Here is an 18,301-nt window from a genome sequence, read left to right on the forward strand (position 1 = left end):
TACACCTTATTATATATATTATAAGGCAATATCCATCTTAGGGGCAAAAAACTTCTTTCACTCCCATTCAATGGTAGCAGGCGGCTTGGAAGAGATATCGTAGCAAACGCGGTTGACGCCACGCACCTTGTTGATAATCTCATTCGACACCTTGGCCATGAACTCGTAGGGCAGATGGGCCCAGTCGGCAGTCATAGCATCGGTAGAAGTAACGGCACGCAAGGCAACGGGATGCTCATAGGTGCGTTCATCGCCCATCACACCAACACTACGGACTGTACTCAAAAGGATAACTCCAGCCTGCCAGATTTGGTCGTAGAGCGAAACCTCAATCTCGCCGTCCTGCATCTCTGCAGGGACTCCTGCAGCCAGCACCTTACGAGCTTCCTCGCCAGAGAGTTTTACCTTATAGTCGCGCAGTCCACGGATATAGATGTCATCGGCATCCTGAAGGATACGAACCTTTTCGGGAGTGATATCACCCAGAATACGAACAGCAAGGCCAGGACCAGGGAAGGGATGACGGGTAATGAGATGCTCGGGCATACCCAACTGACGACCCACACGGCGCACTTCGTCCTTAAACAGCCACTTCAGCGGCTCACAAAGTTGCAGATGCATCTCCTTGGGCAGACCGCCAACATTATGATGGCTTTTGATGACCTTACCAGTAATGTTCAGCGACTCAATTCGATCGGGATAGATAGTGCCTTGAGCAAGCCATTTGGCATCGGTAATCTTCTTAGCTTCGGCATTGAACACCTCAACGAAATCACGGCCAATAATCTTACGTTTCTGTTCTGGATCGGTGACACCTGCCAAGTCAGCAAAGAATTTCTCAGAGGCATCGACTCCTATCACATTCAGGCCCAACACCTTGTAGTCGTCCATTACCTGACGAAACTCGTTCTTGCGGAGCATACCATGATCAACAAAAATACACGTCAGATTCTTGCCAATGGCACGATTCAGCAACACGGCTGCCACTGAGGAATCGACACCGCCAGAGAGACCAAGGATTACGCGATCCTGACCCAACTGTGCCTTGAGTTCTGCCACTGTGGAATCAACAAATGAAGCAGCACTCCACTCCTGACGCGAACCGCATATGTCAACCACGAAATTCTGAAGCAGCTGCTTGCCCTGAAGAGTATGGAATACCTCGGGGTGGAACTGCACGGCCCATACAGGCTGCGTAGTGCTGGCAAAAGCAGCATTGGTTACATCTGCAGTAGAGCCAATCACCTTGAAATCAGAGGGGATAGCGGTGATGGTATCACCATGGCTCATCCATACCTGCGAGTGCTGTTCAAAACCTTTAAAGAGGGGGTTCGTCGTGTCCACCGTCTGGAGATTAGCACGGCCATACTCACGACTGTCGGCCTTCTCAACCTTTCCTCCGAGAGTATGAGAGATGAACTGTGCGCCATAGCAGATTCCCAGTACAGGGATACGACCCACAAACTGCTCGAGATTAACCTTGAACGCCTCAGGGTCATGAACCGAGTAAGGCGAGCCACTCAGGATGACTCCAATCACACTAGGGTCGTCCTTCGGGAACTTGTTGTAGGGCAGAATCTCGCAGAAGGTATCCAGTTCACGGACACGACGACCTATCAGCTGCGTGGTCTGAGAACCGAAATCTAAAATAATAATCTTCTGTGTCATACTTATTATATTAATTGAATATTGACCATTGAACATTATAAGCCTTCTATGAAGGCTTCAGCATCTTGAAGTGTATCAAGCTTACCAACATCCATCAGCCTGAGATCCTTCGCTTCTACACCCTTAATGACATGGCTGGCACATGATTTCAGATAGAAATCCATAATCGGGAATCGCTCCGGCCAGTCAGCCAACAACGGGGCTAGCGAGGGATGGAAAACGTGAATACCACTGAAAGCAAGCGGATGTCCCTCCCGGCCTTTCACCTCTCCGGTCTCAATGTTCTTCCAACCAACAAGGCGCATAGAGTCGTCGAACTGTAGATAGCGCTTCGTTGGACGGCTGCTGACGACCAACAGCGGCGTATCAACAGGAAGAGTGTTTAGGTCGAGATTACTCAAGATATCCACATTATGAATCAGTATCGGAGCCTCCGGATCAAAGTGCGGTAGGGCTTTCTTGATGCCGCCACCCGTTTCCAACAGCCCGCCAGTCTCATCGGATATACGAATATCAATACCAAAATTATTATTGGCCTGAAGATAGTCGATAATCTGCTGGGCAAAATGATGAACATTAACCACGATGCGCTCATAACCAGCAGCCTTCAGCTTCATGATAACATGCCAAAGCAAAGGCTGTCCTCCTACCCTCACGAGTGCTTTCGGCATCGTGTTTGTCAGGGGTTTCAGTCTCGTACCGAGCCCTGCGGCAAATATCATCGCCTGTTTCATCATTTTTCGGAGAGAAGTGTCGACAGTTGGATTCGGACCAACGACCCCCACCATGTCAAGGTGATACTCTAACCAGCTGAGCTATGCCGACGAAATTCGGATGCAAAGGTAATGCTTTTTTTTCACCCATGCAAGGAATTACCCAATTATTTTAAGGCACACCGATTTTTTCTTATAACTTGGCCTCAAGGGTCTGGGTGATGTTCTGCTCACGATGACAGATGCGGACCTCAATGCCAAATTTCTCATGAATATGTTCGGCGAGGTGTTGGGCTGAATAGACGCTGCGGTGCTGACCACCAGTACAGCCAAAGGAGAACATCAGCGAGGTAAAGCCACGCTGGATGTAGCGGCGCACATGGGCATCAGCCAACTTATAGACACTATCGAGGAAGGTCAGTATCTCACCATCGTCTTCAAGGAAACGGATGACAGGCTCGTCAAGACCCGTCAGTTTCTTATAGGGTTCATAACGGCCAGGGTTGTGGGTAGAACGGCAGTCAAAGACATAGCCGCCACCATTGCCACTCTCGTCCTGAGGAATGCCTTTTCCGTAGGAGAAACTGAATACTCTCACCACCAGCGGACCTTGGGCATCATATTTCGAGAAGGTGGCTGGACCATCCTGAGGATGAGCTTTATAGGGATTCAGATCTGTCGTCTTATAGCCATCGGCTCGACTGGCCATCGTCTCAATCTGAGCAAACTGAGGCAACTCGGTGAGCTGTCGCAGAATATCCATCAGATAGGGATAATGGAAAGAGGAAGAGGTGGCCAGCAGTTCACGAAGGTTCTGAATGGCAGGGGGGATGCTCTCTATGAAATGTTTCTTCTGTTCGAAATAGCCCCTGAATCCATAGGCTCCAAGAACCTGCAGAGTACGGAAGAGTACAAAGAGAGACAGTCGGTTGACGAAATGGCGCACAGGCGGCACTTCGGTATAGTTCTTCAGAGAGTTATAGTATTCATAGACCAATTCCCTGCGCAGTTTGTGGGGATAGCGGGCCGAAGCCTGCCATAGGAACGAAGCCAAGTCATAATAGAAGGGGCCCTTACGACCTCCCTGATAGTCAATAAACCATGGATTACCTTCGTGGTCAAGCATCACATTACGTGCTTGGAAATCACGGTAGAGGAAACACTCGCCGATAGTATAGGTGTCATTCGTCAGATCCTTTGCAAAAAGGCGGAAATCGGCTTCCAATTTCAGTTCATGGAAATCAAGCTCAGTAGCCTTCAGAAAACAGTACTTGAAATAGTTCAAGTCAAACAGCACGCTGTCGACATTAAACTCTGCCTGAGGGTAACAATTGGAAAAGTCAAGTTCTTGCGCTCCCCGAATCTGGATATTAGGAAGTTCGCGAATAGTGCGCTTCAAGAGGTCCTGTTCTTTCAACGTATAGCGTCCGCCAGCCTCACGTCCACCACGAATGGCATCAAAGAGCGACATGCTACCAAGGTCTGTTTGCAGATAACGTAATTGATCCTCGCTGGAAGCCAGGACAGTCGGAACAGGAAGTTTCCATCGGTTAAAATGCTCCGTCAGATAGATAAAGGCATGATCCTCATCACGGCTGGTACCAATGACCCCTACCACTGTCTGGCCTTCATTATCGGTCAGGCGGAAATAGGTACGATTACTTCCTCCTCCAGGAATCTGCTGAACATTAGCCGGTTCAGCTCCTTTCCATTCTCTATAGAGATCTATAAGTTTCTGCATAACGACTGCAAAGGTAGTTCTTTTAATTGAGAATTAATAATAGGAAATTGAAAATTAACAATTATTGGAGGGTTACGGCCATCAATCCAATGACCACATCATTGGAAAGGACCCGCAGAGTAAGCGATTTCAATTTCTTCTTCGCGTTGAGAGGCATACGCAGCATTTGGGCTGCACCACCAGGAATCTCACGGCCATAGACCCCCTGAAGATGCAGGGTCTTGCCGAGGTTACGACTGACATCCCCCGTTCCAAGACAAACGCGGTATGGACGAGGTGCTGCCGTCTGAAAAGCCTTGCCGTCAATGTAGTAGTCTTGTTCAATAGGGCACCAATTGTCGGGATTCCGCAAGGCAAGGGTATCGCAGGTATCGTCTGTATAGGTAATAATCACCAATCCATTGTCAATACGACTCTGCATGTGGTTCGTTGAACCTGCCATCAACAGATAAGCCGACTCAGCCCTACCCTTCAGCGGCATGGTCACACTATCCGGGTAGTTATCCCAGAGAGAGGTGTAAATGATGTTATTTCCCTTGGCGGGTGTTATGAATGGAACACCAGCCACCTTAAATACGCCATCCCTGATAAGGGTGCGGAATACGGAGTCATTGATCTCTGCCGTCAACTGAGGATGGCACCATTCGCCGATACCTTGCGTGGGAATCTGCAGGGTGGTGGTTTGAGGACGAGGTGAGAGGTATCTGTTCTTAAAGATATCATCGACTTTGGCGTTGAAACGACCATCTATCTCTTGCGGATGGAAGGCTTTCGAAAAATCAGGCTCTTCAAGCCCGGAATTAACCTTTCTTGAGTCAGGAGCCCCCTGGGATGGCCCGAAAGAGAGCTTTGGGGAGGAGACATCTATTACTTGATGTGCTTCACAAGTGCCCTCAATGTCACGATACTCACCATTACCAAGGTTCTGGCGAAGGATAATCTTCAGAGGGCGGGTGAAGTGCTGGGTAATCTCAAAGACATCGTGACCATCCTTACGGCTGAATTTATATGAAAGGTAGGGTGTATTTATGCTAGCGTGCTCCCATTCCGACGGGAAACCCGGCCGAATGATGCATTGTCCGTCGAGAGCCTGCGGGATGATGCCGAAAAGTCCCTGCAACAAAGTACGGCTGCTAATACCAATGCAGTCGCCGAAGTCACGATAGCACTCGCCACGCGCCGCATCGTAATAACTGATCTGTCCGAAATTTCCAGGGCTGGAACCATAATACATCTGGTCGAGAATATTTCCTTTCATCAGACGATAGCCTTCTTCTGAACGACCTGCCTTAAAGTAAGCCAATGCTGTATGCATCACCTCGGCAGCCGCCACATTATTGATGCTCCAAGAATACGGCAGCCAGTCGCTGGTGGCAATGGTCTGATATTCTGTCTGCTCAACATCGATATGGGGTATATGCTCATCTATATAACGAGTTGCGTCAAAGGCTTGTTTCGGGGTACAGGCTCCACAGTCTATTGGGGTGTAGATGCTCCAGACAGCAGGATGCTCATGCGTCCGCTTGAGTCCCATTCCATCTTGGTATTCAGCCCATGTGCCCTTCTCTGGCAGCCACAACCTCTGGTCAATAGCTTTTAAAATGGCATCTGCTTCACTGCGATATGGCTCAGGGTCTTCTCCAATCAGGGCCGCTATCCTGGCTGCCAGTTTGTTGCCACGGTAGTTGTAAGCAGAAGAGTGAGTTACTGCCCCACCATTATAATATAAAGCATCACTTGCCCAAATACAACAGTACGCATCATAAAGATGGTCACCATCAGGATCGTAATTACGCTTCTCCCATGCCAGATGGCGCTGGATGACTGGCCACATTCGACGCATATAAGCAGTATCAGCATCATACTGAAAATGCCAGAGTAGTTCATCCATGTAATTTAGATTCATATCGTAATGATGCATCTGGTCATTGCGCTCTGGATTACGGCAGATATAACCATTCGAATACATCTGTGTGCCCCAGCGCTTCTCGGCTCTGGCAAGGTTCAGGGTGGAGTCCTGCGAGGGATGTGGTATCACAGGTTCCACCTCTGTCACCTGACTTTTGGCATAGGCATTGAAATGCGAAAGCGCCCTGTCATTCCACCCCAGTACATCACCCAGATAACCTGCGCGCCAACCAGCCAACGGCATGCGCCATCCCACACAACCATGTAGCCATGTCTGTCCATCCCAGTCTCCATCAGCAGCCAGGGCCAGTGCCCCACCGAGGGTATTAATATAAGGATCGGGAGTGTCAAACCGGATACGGTCGGACAATTGCCTAGCGTATTCCACTGACTTCTTAAAATCTGCCTTTCCCTCTTCAACACCTGCCTCCCTGACATGATCAAGGATGACTTCCAGATAATTTTCTGTTCCTAATAAAATGTCAACGGTTTGTATAGGATCTCCCACAGCCTCCAACACGCCAGGAGCATCGGCCCCGATGTCACCATTACGATGCAGTTTGGGTTGAAAAATGCCACAAACCAGCACGCGCAACTTCATTGGAGATGTAGCCTCGAATCTCCATAAAGCCTTTTCGCTGTCAGGCATGGCGACCGTCTCTATCATCAGCTCAGCACCTTGCCACCTTCTGTCTCTCAGAAGATAACGGCGTAAACCATCCTTATACTCCGCCCTACAATAGTCAGTAGAGTCAAGGGGCACGTCATTCACCACAAATCGGATATTGCGATGATGGCCTTTCTTCACTACAGCAAAGACTGGGCGATCGCTTGTCTCCAACCGCCAGTCCGTGTTGCTGCCATATAACGCTCTGGTAAAACGGTTCTCACCATTCTCACAGACAAAGCCACCATTCTCCGGGAAATACTGCTGATGACGTTCCACACCTATCTTGTCGAGGTTGTAGGACGTTGACTCGATGAAGTCGCCGATCTTCTGCTTTTGGGCGTAAGACAATGAGCCCAAAAGCACGGCACATAGTAAGATTAGTTTTCTCATCAGGGTGCAAAGTTACAAAAAAAGTTGATACGGACAAACAATCTTTCTTAAATCCTTAATAAAAAAACCGACTGTCTCACGACAACCGGTTTCAAAAACAAACTACTTAAAAACTAATCTACTAAAACAAATCAAAAAAATATCTTTTACTTAAAAGTATCTAATACTATCTTATAAAAAGGAGGCATTTTTCCTTTTACGGCTGCAAAGGTACTATGTTTCCACTTCTCCACCAAGATTTTCTGCATAAAAAATAGCTTGTGCGCGTACAAAAAGCCACCAAAAAGGGATGGGTTCAACACCCATCCCCCAAATTTGTTATGTAAGCTTAGCAAAATTAAACCATTTTGCCTCACCTCTCTTGTACTCAGTTGATTACATCATGCCACCCATGCCTGGGGCTCCACCCATCGGCATAGCAGGCTCCTTCTCTGGCTTGTCGCAGATGAGACACTCTGTGGTGAGGAACATGCCGGCGATAGAAGCGGCGTTCTCCAAAGCCACACGGGCCACCTTGGCAGGGTCGATGACTCCAGCCTCGCGCAGATCCTCGTAGACATCGGTACGGGCATTGAAACCGAAGTCGCCCTTGCCCTCACGAACCTTCTGAACGACCACAGCGCCCTCAGCACCACCATTGTAGGCAATCTGACGCAGAGGCTCCTCGATAGCACGGCAGATGATGTTGATACCTGTCTGCTCGTCGGCATTGTCGCCCTTCAGACTAGCCAATGCCTCTTGAGCGCGGATGTAGGTAGTACCACCACCAGCAACAACACCTTCCTCAATAGCGGCACGAGTAGCACATAGTGCATCGTCAACGCGATCCTTCTTCTCCTTCATCTCTACCTCGCTGTTAGCACCTACGTAGAGTACTGCTACACCACCGGCCAACTTAGCCAGACGCTCCTGCAGCTTCTCCTTGTCGTAAGAAGAGGTTGTCACCTCAATCTCCTTCTTGATCTGAGCGATACGGTCCTGAATAGCCTGCTTGTCACCGGCACCGTTGACGATGGTCGTGTTATCTTTAGAAACGGTTACCTTGTCGCAAGTACCCAGCATCTCGAGGGTAGCCTGCTCCAGCTTCAGACCCTTTTCCTCACTGATTACCACACCGCCAGTAAGGGTAGCGATATCCTCGAGCATGGCCTTACGGCGATCGCCAAAGCCAGGAGCCTTCACTGCGCAGATCTTCAGACCACCACGCAGACGGTTGACAACAAGTGTGGTCAGAGCCTCAGAATCCACATCCTCAGCAATTACCAGCAAGGGGCGTCCGCTCTCAGCAGCAGGCTGCAGGATAGGCAGGAAGTCCTTGATGTTAGAGATCTTCTTATCGTAGATGAGGATATAAGGGTTCTCCATCACGCATTCCATCTTCTCGCTGTCGGTGATGAAGTAAGCAGACAGATAACCACGATCGAACTGCATTCCCTCTACCACACCGATATGGGTGTCACGGCTCTTGCTCTCCTCGATGGTGATCACGCCGTCCTTAGAAACCTTGCGCATAGCTTCAGCCAGCAACTCACCGATTTCTTTATCGTTGTTAGCAGAAACGGTAGCTACTTGTTCAATCTTATCGTAGTTATCGCCCACCTGCTCAGCACTCTTGGCAATGTGCTCAGTCACAGCCTTCACAGCCTTGTCGATACCACGTTTCAGATCCATCGGATTAGCACCAGCAGTGACGTTCTTCAGACCCTCGCTAACGATAGCCTGGGCGAGAATGGTAGCAGTAGTGGTACCGTCACCAGCATCATCACCAGTCTTTGAGGCTACGCTCTTTACGAGTTGTGCACCTGTGTTCTCGAACTTATCCTCCAGCTCAATCTCCTTGGCTACGGTTACACCGTCTTTTGTAATCTGAGGAGCACCGAACTTCTTCTCAATCACCACGTTACGACCCTTCGGACCGAGGGTTACCTTTACTGCATTTGCCAACTGATCAACACCCTGCTTCATCGCATCGCGGGCGTCAATATTGAATTTAATATCTTTTGCCATAATCTTCTATTTTCAATGTTCAACCTTCAATGTTCAATCACTTCTCAATCACTGCGAGTACATCACTCTGACGCATCATCAGATATTTGGTTCCCTCAAACTCGAGCTCGGTGCCGCTGTACTTTCCATAGAGCACTTCGTCACCCTCTTTCAGAATCATCTGCTCGTCTTTTGTTCCCTGGCCAACGGCCTTGATGGTTCCGTGGAGTGGCTTCTCTTTGGCAGTGTCAGGAATGATAATACCACCGATTTTCTCTTCTGCAGGTGCTGGCAATACCAACACGCGATCTGCTAATGGTTTAATGTTCATAATACTTTTTATTTTAATGTTATACCTTATTTATATATAGAGGCGGACAGTTTTTCAACCATCCGCCTTCTTTTCTGCCAAAATCGTGCCAAGAATCAGAGATGTGACAACTTGTCAGCGACTTTTGCCATTGATAATGACATTTCTGACTGTTGTGCCCTCAATCACACTTGCATCAAAAGCATCTTTCTCGTCAGTCACGTTGACATCCTCAAACGAAAAGTCTACCAAACGGTACTTATCCGACGTTCCGACATCAAAGAAATTCTTCACCTTCATCTGGATATTCTTGATGTAGATATTGTTACATTGCGACAATGGCATATCCTCACGATTCTCGGGTTTGAAGAACTGTGTCCAGGGGCGTACTACCAGAAATGAGCCGCATTGGCCTGTAATATCCTCAACCCTGACATACTCATAATGCTGTGGCGTATCAGGGCGCATCTTGAGCCAGAGCACTCGGGAAGCATCCTTAACATCGATGCGGCGCAGGATAATGTTATGGTCGTCGAGACTCTCCGACCCCAGCGTCAGACAGCCATGAACCTTTCCGTAGGTACAATCCTCGATGATAATGTTTGAACAAGGACCGTTATCGGGATTCTTGTCTGCCCAAGTTCCCTTGCCGCCCTTGATTACCACGGCATCGTCGTTGACATGCATAAAACAGCCATGAATCAGTACATTCTTGCAGACATCTAAGTCGATTGCGTCAGTACTGGGGCCACCCCGTTTGGGATCGACAGGCGTTACACCCTCTGTCGGTGCAAAAATGAAACAACCGAGATAGCGCACATTCTCGCAGCGGTAGAGATGATTGGTCCAGAAAGGAGAATTGATAATCTTCACATCCTGTACCGTCACGTTCTTGCTATTGGAGATATAGACATTTCTTGGACGCATAGCCTCCAGGTTCGTGCATTGGGGATTATATTTACGGCGTATCCAGAACTCCTCCCAGTATTTCTGACCGTTGCCGTTGATAGTGCCTGGACCGGTTATGGTAAAACCATCCACGCCGTCGGCATTCACAAGAGCCGCGAAGTAATCCAACGTCTGCCCCTCCATACGGGTCTTTACAATCTTGAAGTCGCGTATACGATCAGAACCTTTCAGTTCACCGCCTTCTTCTATCTGGAGGTGAGTTCCTGGTTTAAAAAATAGCGAACCACTGAGGAAAGTACCCCGGGGAATTACAATTACGCCCCCGCCCTCTTGGGCACAACGGTCAATAACGGCCTGAATCTGCTGGGTCTGTACACCATCTGCATAACGGTCGACACCATAGGCTGTTACGTCGTAATGTTTCAGACCTGAGAGATCTACGCGTGCCGTATCCTTAAACCATGCTGATATCTCCGTACCGTCGGGCCAAAGTTCTTTTTTCACATCTTTCTTTTTGCCGATAGCGACCACCACTATGGCCAACATCAGCAATGTCATAAAAAATCTTGTTTTCATTTCTTTTGAGATTAGTTTTGGATGCAAAGATAGTCAAAAAAACAAAAAACGCCAAATAACTTACATAAAAATTTGCTATTTCATTCATTTTACACTATCTTTGCAAACTGTTACGTAACAATAGATCAAAAGACTTATTATGAAACAATTCTTCAAAATGACGTTTGCCACCGTCTGTGGTATCGCAATTTTCTTAGTTGTAACGGGACTCTTTTTCGTTATTTCCCTCGTCGGTATGATTGCCAGTGACTCGGCTTCAACAAAAGTCAAGGACAACTCCGTATTTGTGATTAGGCTCAGTGGTTCGGTTGAGGAACGCTGCCAGGAAGGCTCGCCCATTGATGCTTTCCTGGGTATGGCCGACATGAGCCAGATGGGGCTCGACGATCTTATCGCCTCTATCCGCAAAGCGAAGGATAACGACGACATCAAGGGAATCTACCTGGAAGATGGTACTGTAACCTTCGACTCTCCCGCTACAGCCCAGCAGTTGCGCGATGCCTTGAAAGATTTCAAAAAGAGTGGCAAGTGGATTGTTGCCTATGCCGACAACTACATGCAAGCAGCCTACTATGTGGCTTCTGTTGCTGACAAAGTCTACCTCAACAAGACAGGAATGCTCGAGATGAAAGGTATGGGCGGATTGGGTGAATACTGGAAAGGTTTCCTTGACAAGGTCGGCGTGGAGTATCAGGCTGTACGAGTAGGAAAATATAAGAGCTATGTAGAAAGCAAGACCCGCTCAGACATGAGTGAAAACGACCGTGAGCAGCGCATGGCCTACTCTCAGGGCATCTGGGACTACTGGCTGAAGGAGATTGGCGAGAGCCGTAAGGTGTCGGCAGCCAGCATCAACCAGTGGCTCAACGACAGTATCGCCGCCTTTGCATGCCCTGAAGATTATGTAAAGGTAAAATTGGTGGATAAGTTGATGTATCCTGACGAGTTTAAGGCTGACATGAAGGCCCGCCTGAAAATCGACAAGGATGACGAGATTGCGCAGCTGACCCTTTCAGACATGCTCAATGTGAAGTCTAAGGACAAGAAGGAGGGTGATGAGATTGCCGTCTACTATGCTGTCGGTGAAATTATCGACAATCCCCTTACCGGCTTTATGTCAGGTGGTGAACAGTCTATCATCGGCAATCAGACAGTCAATGCCCTTAACAAACTGGCCAACGACGATGATGTGAAGGCTGTAGTGCTGCGCGTGAATTCTCCAGGCGGATCGGCAGTAGCATCCGAGCAAATCTGGCATGCCATCAAACAGTTGAAGACAAAGAAGCCCATCGTCGTGTCGATGGGAGGCGTAGCTGCCTCTGGCGGCTATATGATCAGCGCTGGTGCCGATTATATCTTCGCTGAACCCACCACCATTACTGGCAGCATTGGCATTTTCGGCCTTATCCCTAACTTCAAGGGACTGGTTACCGACAAACTCGGTTTCACTTTTGATGGTGTAAAGACCAACAAATACACACATTTCGAAGAGGATCTCATACTCAAGAAGGGGCAGGAGAATGCTGATGCCATTAAGTGTATGCAGGGATTTGTAGACCGTGGCTACATCAACTTCCTCAACATTGTTGCCGATGGTCGCAAGATGAAACGTGCAGATGTGGACTCTATCGCCCAAGGTCGCGTCTGGCTCGCTTCCGAAGCTTTGAAGATAAAGCTCGTCGACAAGCTCGGCAGTCTTGACGATGCCGTAAAGAAGGCTGCCGAACTGGCAAAACTGGAAGAATATCACGCCAAGACCTATCCTAACCAAGGTAGCTGGATAGACCAGTTCATGCCCAAGGAGAACAAGGGGACCTATCTTGACGGCGAACTACGTTTGTTGTTGGGTGACTTCTACGAGCCCTTCATGGAGATGCGTCGCGACCAGCAGCGTAATCGTCTGCAAGCTCGTTTGCCATTCAGCGTAGCCACTAAGTAAACGATGAGAACCGAAGGCGATTTCATCAAGATCAATAAGAATCTGTTACCACTGAGTTGGTTCTACGGATTGGGGGTTGGTCTCAGGAACATGCTCTTCGAGATGGGAGTCTTGAAGAGCCATTCCTACAGAACACCTGTCATCTCCGTAGGTAACATTACCGTTGGAGGCACCGGCAAAACTCCCCACGTGGAATATTTGATTCGTCTGCTAAAAGACAAGATCAACGTGGCGGTTCTCAGTCGGGGATATAAACGCAAGAGTCATGGTTTTGTGATGGCAGAGGCAGACACACCGATGCAGACCATCGGCGATGAGCCTTTCCAGATGAAACAGAAGTTCCCCGAAGTGACCGTAGCTGTTGACGCCAAGCGTACCCGTGGCATCGAACGACTCACAGAAGACAAGTCGGAAAAAGGCGTAGGCGTTATTTTGCTCGACGATGCTTTCCAGCACCGCTATGTCAAGCCTGGCCTCAACATCCTACTTGTCGACTACCATCGCCTTATCGTCTACGACAAACTTCTGCCGGCAGGCCGTCTCCGTGAGCCTGTGAAAAGCAAAGACAGGGCTGATATCGTCATCATCACCAAATGTCCGAAAGATCTGAAGCCGATGGAATTTCGTGTCATTACTAAGGCGATGCGACTTTATCCCTATCAACAGTTGTTCTTCTCCCGTCTTGAATACGATGTGCCCACACGCATTTTCCAAGATTCGGATACCCCAGAAGCCCCGGCTTCCCTCGACATTCTCACAGGAAAGAACGTTCTTCTGTTGACAGGCATTGCTTCTCCCAAGCAGATGAAGCACGACCTCTCTCCTATGTGTGCACAATTAACGCCCCTCGTTTTCGGCGACCATCATCAGTTTAAGAAAAAAGATGTGCATTGCATCAACGAAACCTTCAGTGCCCTTCCCGAGCCAAAGATAATCGTGACCACTGAAAAGGACGCAACCCGTCTGACTCAGGTTGAAGGACTCAGCGATGAAGTGCGCCAGAACATCTATGTACTTCCTATCCGTATCAGTATCATGCAGGATCAAGAGGAAGAATTTAACAAGAGAATATTAGACTATGTACGAAAAAATTCAAGAAACGGCTTCCTGGTTAAAAGCAAGGATGACCACAAGTCCGACAACAGCCATCGTTCTGGGGACAGGCCTCGGACAATTAGCTTCAGAAATTTCTGACACTTACGAATTCGCCTATCAGGACATTCCCAATTTCCCTGTCTCTACTGTGGAAGGCCATTCAGGCAAACTCATCTTCGGCAAGTTGGGGGGTGTTGATGTCATGGCCATGCAGGGCCGTTTCCATTTCTACGAGGGCTACTCGATGAAGGAGGTCACCTTCCCTGTACGCGTCATGTATGAGCTAGGCATTAAGACCCTATTCGTATCCAATGCTGCCGGTGGTATGAATCCTAGTTTCAAGATTGGTGATCTGATGATCATCACCGACCATATCAACTTCTTCCCGGAGCATCCGCTGAGAGGCAAGAACTTCCCCACAGGTCCCCGATTCCCTGACATGCATGAGACCTACGACCAACAGATGGTCAGACAGGCCGATGAGATAGCCCGCGAGAAGGGTATCAAGGTACAGCATGGCGTCTATGTCGGTGTACAGGGACCTACATTCGAGACACCTGCAGAATATAAGATGTACCATATTCTGGGTGGCGATGCCGTAGGCATGTCCACTGTTCCTGAAGTCATCGTGGCCCACCACTGCGGCATCAAGACCTTCGGTATCTCCGTAATTACCGACCTGGGGGGCTTCGATGATCCAGTTGAGGTCAGCCACGAGGAGGTCCAGGAGGCAGCCAATAAGGCACAGCCCCTGATGACAGAGATTATGCGTGAAATGATAAAAAGAAGTTAGAATGGAAATTGCAAAACTCGGTGAATTCGGCCTGATTGACCGTCTCACCAAAGATATAGAAATCAAAAACGAGAGCACGAAGTATGGTGTAGGCGATGACTGTGCCGTACTCTCCTACCCCGATAAGGAAGTGCTGGTAACTACCGATTTGCTGATGGAAGGTGTGCACTTCGACTTGACCTACATCGACCTGAAGCACCTCGGCTACAAGTCGGCTATGGTCAATATCAGCGATGTATTTGCCATGAACGGCACTCCCCGTCAGATAACCGTCTCACTGGCTCTTAGCAAGCGTTTCTCTGTCGAGGATATGGAAGAATTCTACAGCGGATTACGTCTGGCCTGCGACAAGTGGAACGTTGACATCGTGGGAGGCGACACAACCTCCTCCTATACAGGTTTGGCGATCAGCATCACTTGTATTGGTGAGGCCAAGAAAGAGGACATCGTCTACCGTAATGGAGCCAAGAACACCGATCTCGTCTGCGTCAGCGGTGACCTCGGTGCCGCCTATATGGGTCTCCAGCTGCTTGAACGCGAGAAGAGCGTCTATTATGGTCAGATCAACGACCTCCAGAAAAAGATTGCCGAAGCCAAAGCCGCTGGTGACAACCAGAAGCTCTCAACTCTCAACTCACAACTCTCAACTTTCGACTTCCAGCCCGACTTCAGTGGCAAGGAATATCTGCTCCAGCGCCAGCTGCAAGCCGAAGCCCGTGGTGACATCATCCAGAAACTCCGTGAGGCAGGTATCAAGCCCACTGCGATGATGGATATCAGCGACGGACTCTCTTCCGAACTGATGCATATCTGCAAACAGTCGGGAGTCGGTTGCCGTATCTATGAGAAGAATATCCCCATTGACTACCAAACCGCAGTCATGGCTGAGGAAATGAACATGAACGTCACCACCTGTGCGCTCAACGGCGGCGAAGATTACGAGTTGCTTTTCACCGTTCCTATCGGTGATCACGAGAAAATCGAGCAAATTGAGGGAATAAAGCTCATCGGCCACATCACTGAGGAAAAGTTCGGAAAAGTGCTCGTAACCCGTGATAATCAGGAGTTTGAGCTTAAAGCGCAGGGCTGGAATCCGCTGCAATAAGAATGAAAGAATGAAAGAATGAAGAAATGAAAGAATGAAGAAATGAAAGAATGAAGAAATAAAGACGCTTTGTTAATAAACATTAAATCCGACCAATTTATTCTTCCATTCTTTCATTCTTTCATTTTTTCTTAGTACCTTTGCACCCGCAAACGAAAGGATTGCACATTGACATGATGGTGCCTTAGCTCAGTTGGTAGAGCATCGGACTGAAAATCCGTGTGTCCCCGGTTCGATTCCTGGAGGTACCACTCCTCCTTTCATTAGCCCGGTTTCGCGTAATGGCGGCCGGGTTTCTTTTTTATATTGAAGATTGAAAATTGAATATTGAAATATTGAATATATGGGAATAGTCATTGGAATCGACGTGGGCATCTCAACCACAAAGATTGTTGGAATCAAAAACGGCAAAGTATCGGCTCCTATCCGTATTACCGCTGCCGATCCTATCACCTCTCTCTATGGAGCATTCGGAAAGTATCTTCATGACAACGACATCGATCTCAAAGATGTAGAACAGGTGATGCTCACAGGTGTGGGTGCTGCCTACATCGACCAGCCCATCTATGGTCTGCCAACGGCAAAGTCTGAGGAGTTTGTGGCCGACGGTCTCGGAGCCCGCTTTGAATCAAAGCTCGACCATACCATTGTCGTATCAATGGGTACAGGTACCTCGTTCGTCAAGTGCGACGGTGACGAGATGAAACATATCGGTGGTATCGGTGTAGGAGGCGGTACACTCGCAGGACTAGCCCGTATCATGCTCAACACCAGCGACATCAAGCAAGTGGCAGCGATGGCCAAACAGGGTAATATCCGTAATATCGACCTGACCATCGGTGACATCAGTGCCCAGCCATTGCCTGGACTGCCTATGGATACTACGGCCTCGAACTTCGCCCGTGCCACTACCGACGCCAAGAAAGAGGATATCGCCGCTGGCCTCATCAAGATGGTGCTCCAGAGCATTGGCTCAGCCGCCTGGCTCGCCTCTTTAGGTAGTGACATTCGCGACTTTGTACTCATCGGCAACTTGTCACTTCTTCCCCAGTGCAAAGAAGTATTCCCTGCTTTGGAGAAGCTCTACGATATCCGATTCCACATCCCCAAGTACTCGCAGTACTGCACCGCCATCGGTGCTGCCCTCGATTATACCATCAACGGGAAAAAATAAAGAAATCCTCGCCAATCGGCGGGGATTTTTAATTATCGGACTGTCGGATTGAGATTTCTGCGGAGGAAGAACGTCTTGGTGGCCAAGAAGAAAGTAGCGACACCTGTGGCATTCACCACGACGACCGTCCAGAAGGCAGCACCATAGCCCAAAAGCTCGGATACGACACCACCCACGAGAATGCCAAGGCCCATGCCGATATCCCAGGAGATCAGGATGGTGCTGTTGGCTGTGCCACGCTGGTTGTTCGCAGCCACGTTGATGGTCATATTCTGAAAAGCAGGCCACATGTGACCATTGCCAAGACCTATCAACAGAGCAGAGCCGTAATAACCTGACATAATGGCTGTAGGGCTGGCAGGGAAGAGTGTTGGCATTAATATAAATAAGGTGTAGCCAACGAGTGAGATGACCATCCCCGAGCCTGCATTATGCGTCACACGTCCGTTTCTCAAGGCCTTCCCGCCCTGTAGACGAGAGAGGATCAGACCTACGGAGCAGAGCATGAAATAGGTGCCCGTGCCTCCTGTGATACCCATCACCTCCTTACCATAGATGGCGAGGTAGTTACTGAGTACGCCGAAACTGAAGCCAAAGGCCACCATATTTAACCCTAAGAGCCAGCCGCGCACGAGGAAGAAGCGGTCAAGTGAGAACTTACGGCAAGCAGTGGGAGTTGGTAAGTGTTTTACTTTGACCGTCGAGTCGACAAGCCATCCAGCACAAGCCACGATAAAGGCCAGCCAGAAAAGGAACTCAAAGCTGTGGGTAAGCTGATAGATGAAAATGCCAATCGTAGGAGCCAGTGCCATCGCCAGATTATTGCTCAAGCCATAATAACCGATGCCCTCAGTACGCCGACTGGAGGGCAGCACATCAATGGCCACCGTGGAGTTTGACACTGTCAAAGCCCCGAAGGGCCCTCCATGGAGTGTCCGGACGATGGTGAACAACAATAAGGTGGAAGCAGCCAGATAACCTGCGAAGAAGATGGAAAAAGCGCCAAAGGCCACCATCAGCACCTTCTTGCGGGGAAAGGCATCTACCATATAACCACTGAAAGGCCGGAACAGCAGGGCCGTGATGGTATAGCCTGAGAGTACGAGCCCTATCACATCCTTCGTGGCCCCGAAATGCTCACTCAGATAGAGCGGCAACAACGGCGTCAGCACGTAGAAAGCAAAAAACAACGAGAAGTTCGCTGCCATCACCTTACAATAGTTCCTATTCCAAAGTCTCTCCATACAAATTGCAAAGGTAGTGCTTTTTTCGCTTCCAGCGGTCGCCGCAACGTTAATGTTCTATAAATCTCTGCCTTTGGATT

Annotated in this window: 13 protein-coding genes and 2 tRNA genes; 6 read left to right on the plus strand and 9 right to left on the minus strand. The window is 48.9% G+C overall.

The features are described from left to right. Nucleotides 1–57 precede the first annotated feature (57 nt). The 8 genes from guaA to BMY16_RS00430 form a co-directional block, all read right to left on the minus strand. On the minus strand, nt 58–1,668 hold the full coding sequence (gene guaA / locus BMY16_RS00395) for a glutamine-hydrolyzing GMP synthase (protein ID WP_091838583.1): 1,611 nt from the start codon (nt 1,666–1,668) through the stop codon (nt 58–60). Between the two features lie 35 nt (nt 1,669–1,703). After that, nucleotides 1,704–2,402, minus strand: a complete 699-nt coding sequence (locus tag BMY16_RS00400; protein WP_091839780.1) for a sugar phosphate nucleotidyltransferase — start codon at nt 2,400–2,402, stop codon at nt 1,704–1,706. Between the two features lie 17 nt (nt 2,403–2,419). Continuing rightward, nucleotides 2,420–2,493 (minus strand) — tRNA-Val (locus BMY16_RS00405). Nucleotides 2,494–2,574: 81 nt separating this feature from the next. Next, nucleotides 2,575–4,122 (minus strand): RapZ C-terminal domain-containing protein, encoded by a 1,548-nt coding sequence (locus tag BMY16_RS00410; protein ID WP_091838586.1) that lies wholly within the window; start codon nt 4,120–4,122, stop codon nt 2,575–2,577. 61 nt (nt 4,123–4,183) lie between these two features. After that, complete coding sequence (locus tag BMY16_RS00415; protein ID WP_211839314.1) at nt 4,184–7,090, minus strand: glucosidase family protein; 2,907 nt, start codon at nt 7,088–7,090, stop codon at nt 4,184–4,186. A gap of 375 nt (nt 7,091–7,465) precedes the next feature. After that, nucleotides 7,466–9,097 (minus strand): chaperonin GroEL, encoded by a 1,632-nt coding sequence (groL, locus tag BMY16_RS00420; protein ID WP_091838589.1) that lies wholly within the window; start codon nt 9,095–9,097, stop codon nt 7,466–7,468. 37 nt (nt 9,098–9,134) lie between these two features. Then, on the minus strand, nt 9,135–9,407 hold the full coding sequence (locus tag BMY16_RS00425; RefSeq protein WP_091838592.1) for a co-chaperone GroES: 273 nt from the start codon (nt 9,405–9,407) through the stop codon (nt 9,135–9,137). 114 nt (nt 9,408–9,521) lie between these two features. Continuing rightward, complete coding sequence (locus BMY16_RS00430; RefSeq protein ID WP_091838595.1) at nt 9,522–10,871, minus strand: rhamnogalacturonidase; 1,350 nt, start codon at nt 10,869–10,871, stop codon at nt 9,522–9,524. Between the two features lie 139 nt (nt 10,872–11,010). On the opposite strand from BMY16_RS00430, the gene sppA reads away from it, so the two are divergent. From sppA to coaW, 6 genes are all read left to right on the plus strand, one after another. After that, nucleotides 11,011–12,810: a signal peptide peptidase SppA gene (sppA, locus tag BMY16_RS00435; protein ID WP_091838598.1), complete on the plus strand. Its 1,800-nt coding sequence runs from the start codon at nt 11,011–11,013 to the stop codon at nt 12,808–12,810. Between the two features lie 3 nt (nt 12,811–12,813). Continuing rightward, nucleotides 12,814–14,004 (plus strand): tetraacyldisaccharide 4'-kinase, encoded by a 1,191-nt coding sequence (gene lpxK / locus BMY16_RS00440; RefSeq protein ID WP_139207072.1) that lies wholly within the window; start codon nt 12,814–12,816, stop codon nt 14,002–14,004. Further along, nucleotides 13,889–14,698 carry a purine-nucleoside phosphorylase gene (locus BMY16_RS00445; RefSeq protein ID WP_091838602.1) on the plus strand — a complete coding sequence of 270 codons (810 nt, stop codon included), beginning with the start codon at nt 13,889–13,891 and terminating at the stop codon, nt 14,696–14,698. Before lpxK ends, BMY16_RS00445 begins: the two co-directional genes overlap by 116 nt. A 1-nt stretch (nt 14,699) precedes the next feature. Continuing rightward, complete coding sequence (gene thiL / locus BMY16_RS00450; RefSeq protein ID WP_091838604.1) at nt 14,700–15,803, plus strand: thiamine-phosphate kinase; 1,104 nt, start codon at nt 14,700–14,702, stop codon at nt 15,801–15,803. A 178-nt stretch (nt 15,804–15,981) separates the two neighbouring features. Further along, nucleotides 15,982–16,054: transfer RNA gene (locus tag BMY16_RS00455), tRNA-Phe, on the plus strand. Nucleotides 16,055–16,146: 92 nt separating this feature from the next. Further along, nucleotides 16,147–16,977, plus strand: coding sequence for a type II pantothenate kinase (gene coaW / locus BMY16_RS00460; RefSeq protein ID WP_091838607.1), 831 nt, complete (start codon nt 16,147–16,149; stop codon nt 16,975–16,977). Nucleotides 16,978–17,009: 32 nt separating this feature from the next. Here the strand turns inward: coaW and BMY16_RS00465 are convergent, their stop codons facing one another. After that, nucleotides 17,010–18,221, minus strand: a complete 1,212-nt coding sequence (locus BMY16_RS00465) for an MFS transporter (protein ID WP_091838610.1) — start codon at nt 18,219–18,221, stop codon at nt 17,010–17,012. Between the last annotated feature and the right edge of the window lie 80 nt (nt 18,222–18,301).

It is taken from the genome of Prevotella sp. ne3005 (assembly GCF_900110085.1).
Lineage (GTDB): Bacteria > Bacteroidota > Bacteroidia > Bacteroidales > Bacteroidaceae > Prevotella.

Bases quoted from the DNA above. Each gene is read 5' to 3' on its own strand.
- BMY16_RS00445 (WP_091838602.1), top strand. From the start codon at position 13,889: ATGTACGAAAAAATTCAAGAAACGGCTTCCTGGTTAAAAGCAAGGATG.
- guaA (WP_091838583.1), bottom strand. From the start codon at position 1,668: ATGACACAGAAGATTATTATTTTAGATTTCGGTTCTCAGACCACGCAG.
- BMY16_RS00430 (WP_091838595.1), bottom strand. From the start codon at position 10,871: ATGAAAACAAGATTTTTTATGACATTGCTGATGTTGGCCATAGTGGTG.
- BMY16_RS00425 (WP_091838592.1), bottom strand. From the start codon at position 9,407: ATGAACATTAAACCATTAGCAGATCGCGTGTTGGTATTGCCAGCACCT.
- BMY16_RS00465 (WP_091838610.1), bottom strand. From the start codon at position 18,221: ATGGAGAGACTTTGGAATAGGAACTATTGTAAGGTGATGGCAGCGAAC.
- coaW (WP_091838607.1), top strand. From the start codon at position 16,147: ATGGGAATAGTCATTGGAATCGACGTGGGCATCTCAACCACAAAGATT.
- sppA (WP_091838598.1), top strand. From the start codon at position 11,011: ATGAAACAATTCTTCAAAATGACGTTTGCCACCGTCTGTGGTATCGCA.
- BMY16_RS00415 (WP_211839314.1), bottom strand. From the start codon at position 7,090: ATGAGAAAACTAATCTTACTATGTGCCGTGCTTTTGGGCTCATTGTCT.
- BMY16_RS00400 (WP_091839780.1), bottom strand. From the start codon at position 2,402: ATGAAACAGGCGATGATATTTGCCGCAGGGCTCGGTACGAGACTGAAA.
- groL (WP_091838589.1), bottom strand. From the start codon at position 9,097: ATGGCAAAAGATATTAAATTCAATATTGACGCCCGCGATGCGATGAAG.
- lpxK (WP_139207072.1), top strand. From the start codon at position 12,814: ATGAGAACCGAAGGCGATTTCATCAAGATCAATAAGAATCTGTTACCA.
- thiL (WP_091838604.1), top strand. From the start codon at position 14,700: ATGGAAATTGCAAAACTCGGTGAATTCGGCCTGATTGACCGTCTCACC.
- BMY16_RS00410 (WP_091838586.1), bottom strand. From the start codon at position 4,122: ATGCAGAAACTTATAGATCTCTATAGAGAATGGAAAGGAGCTGAACCG.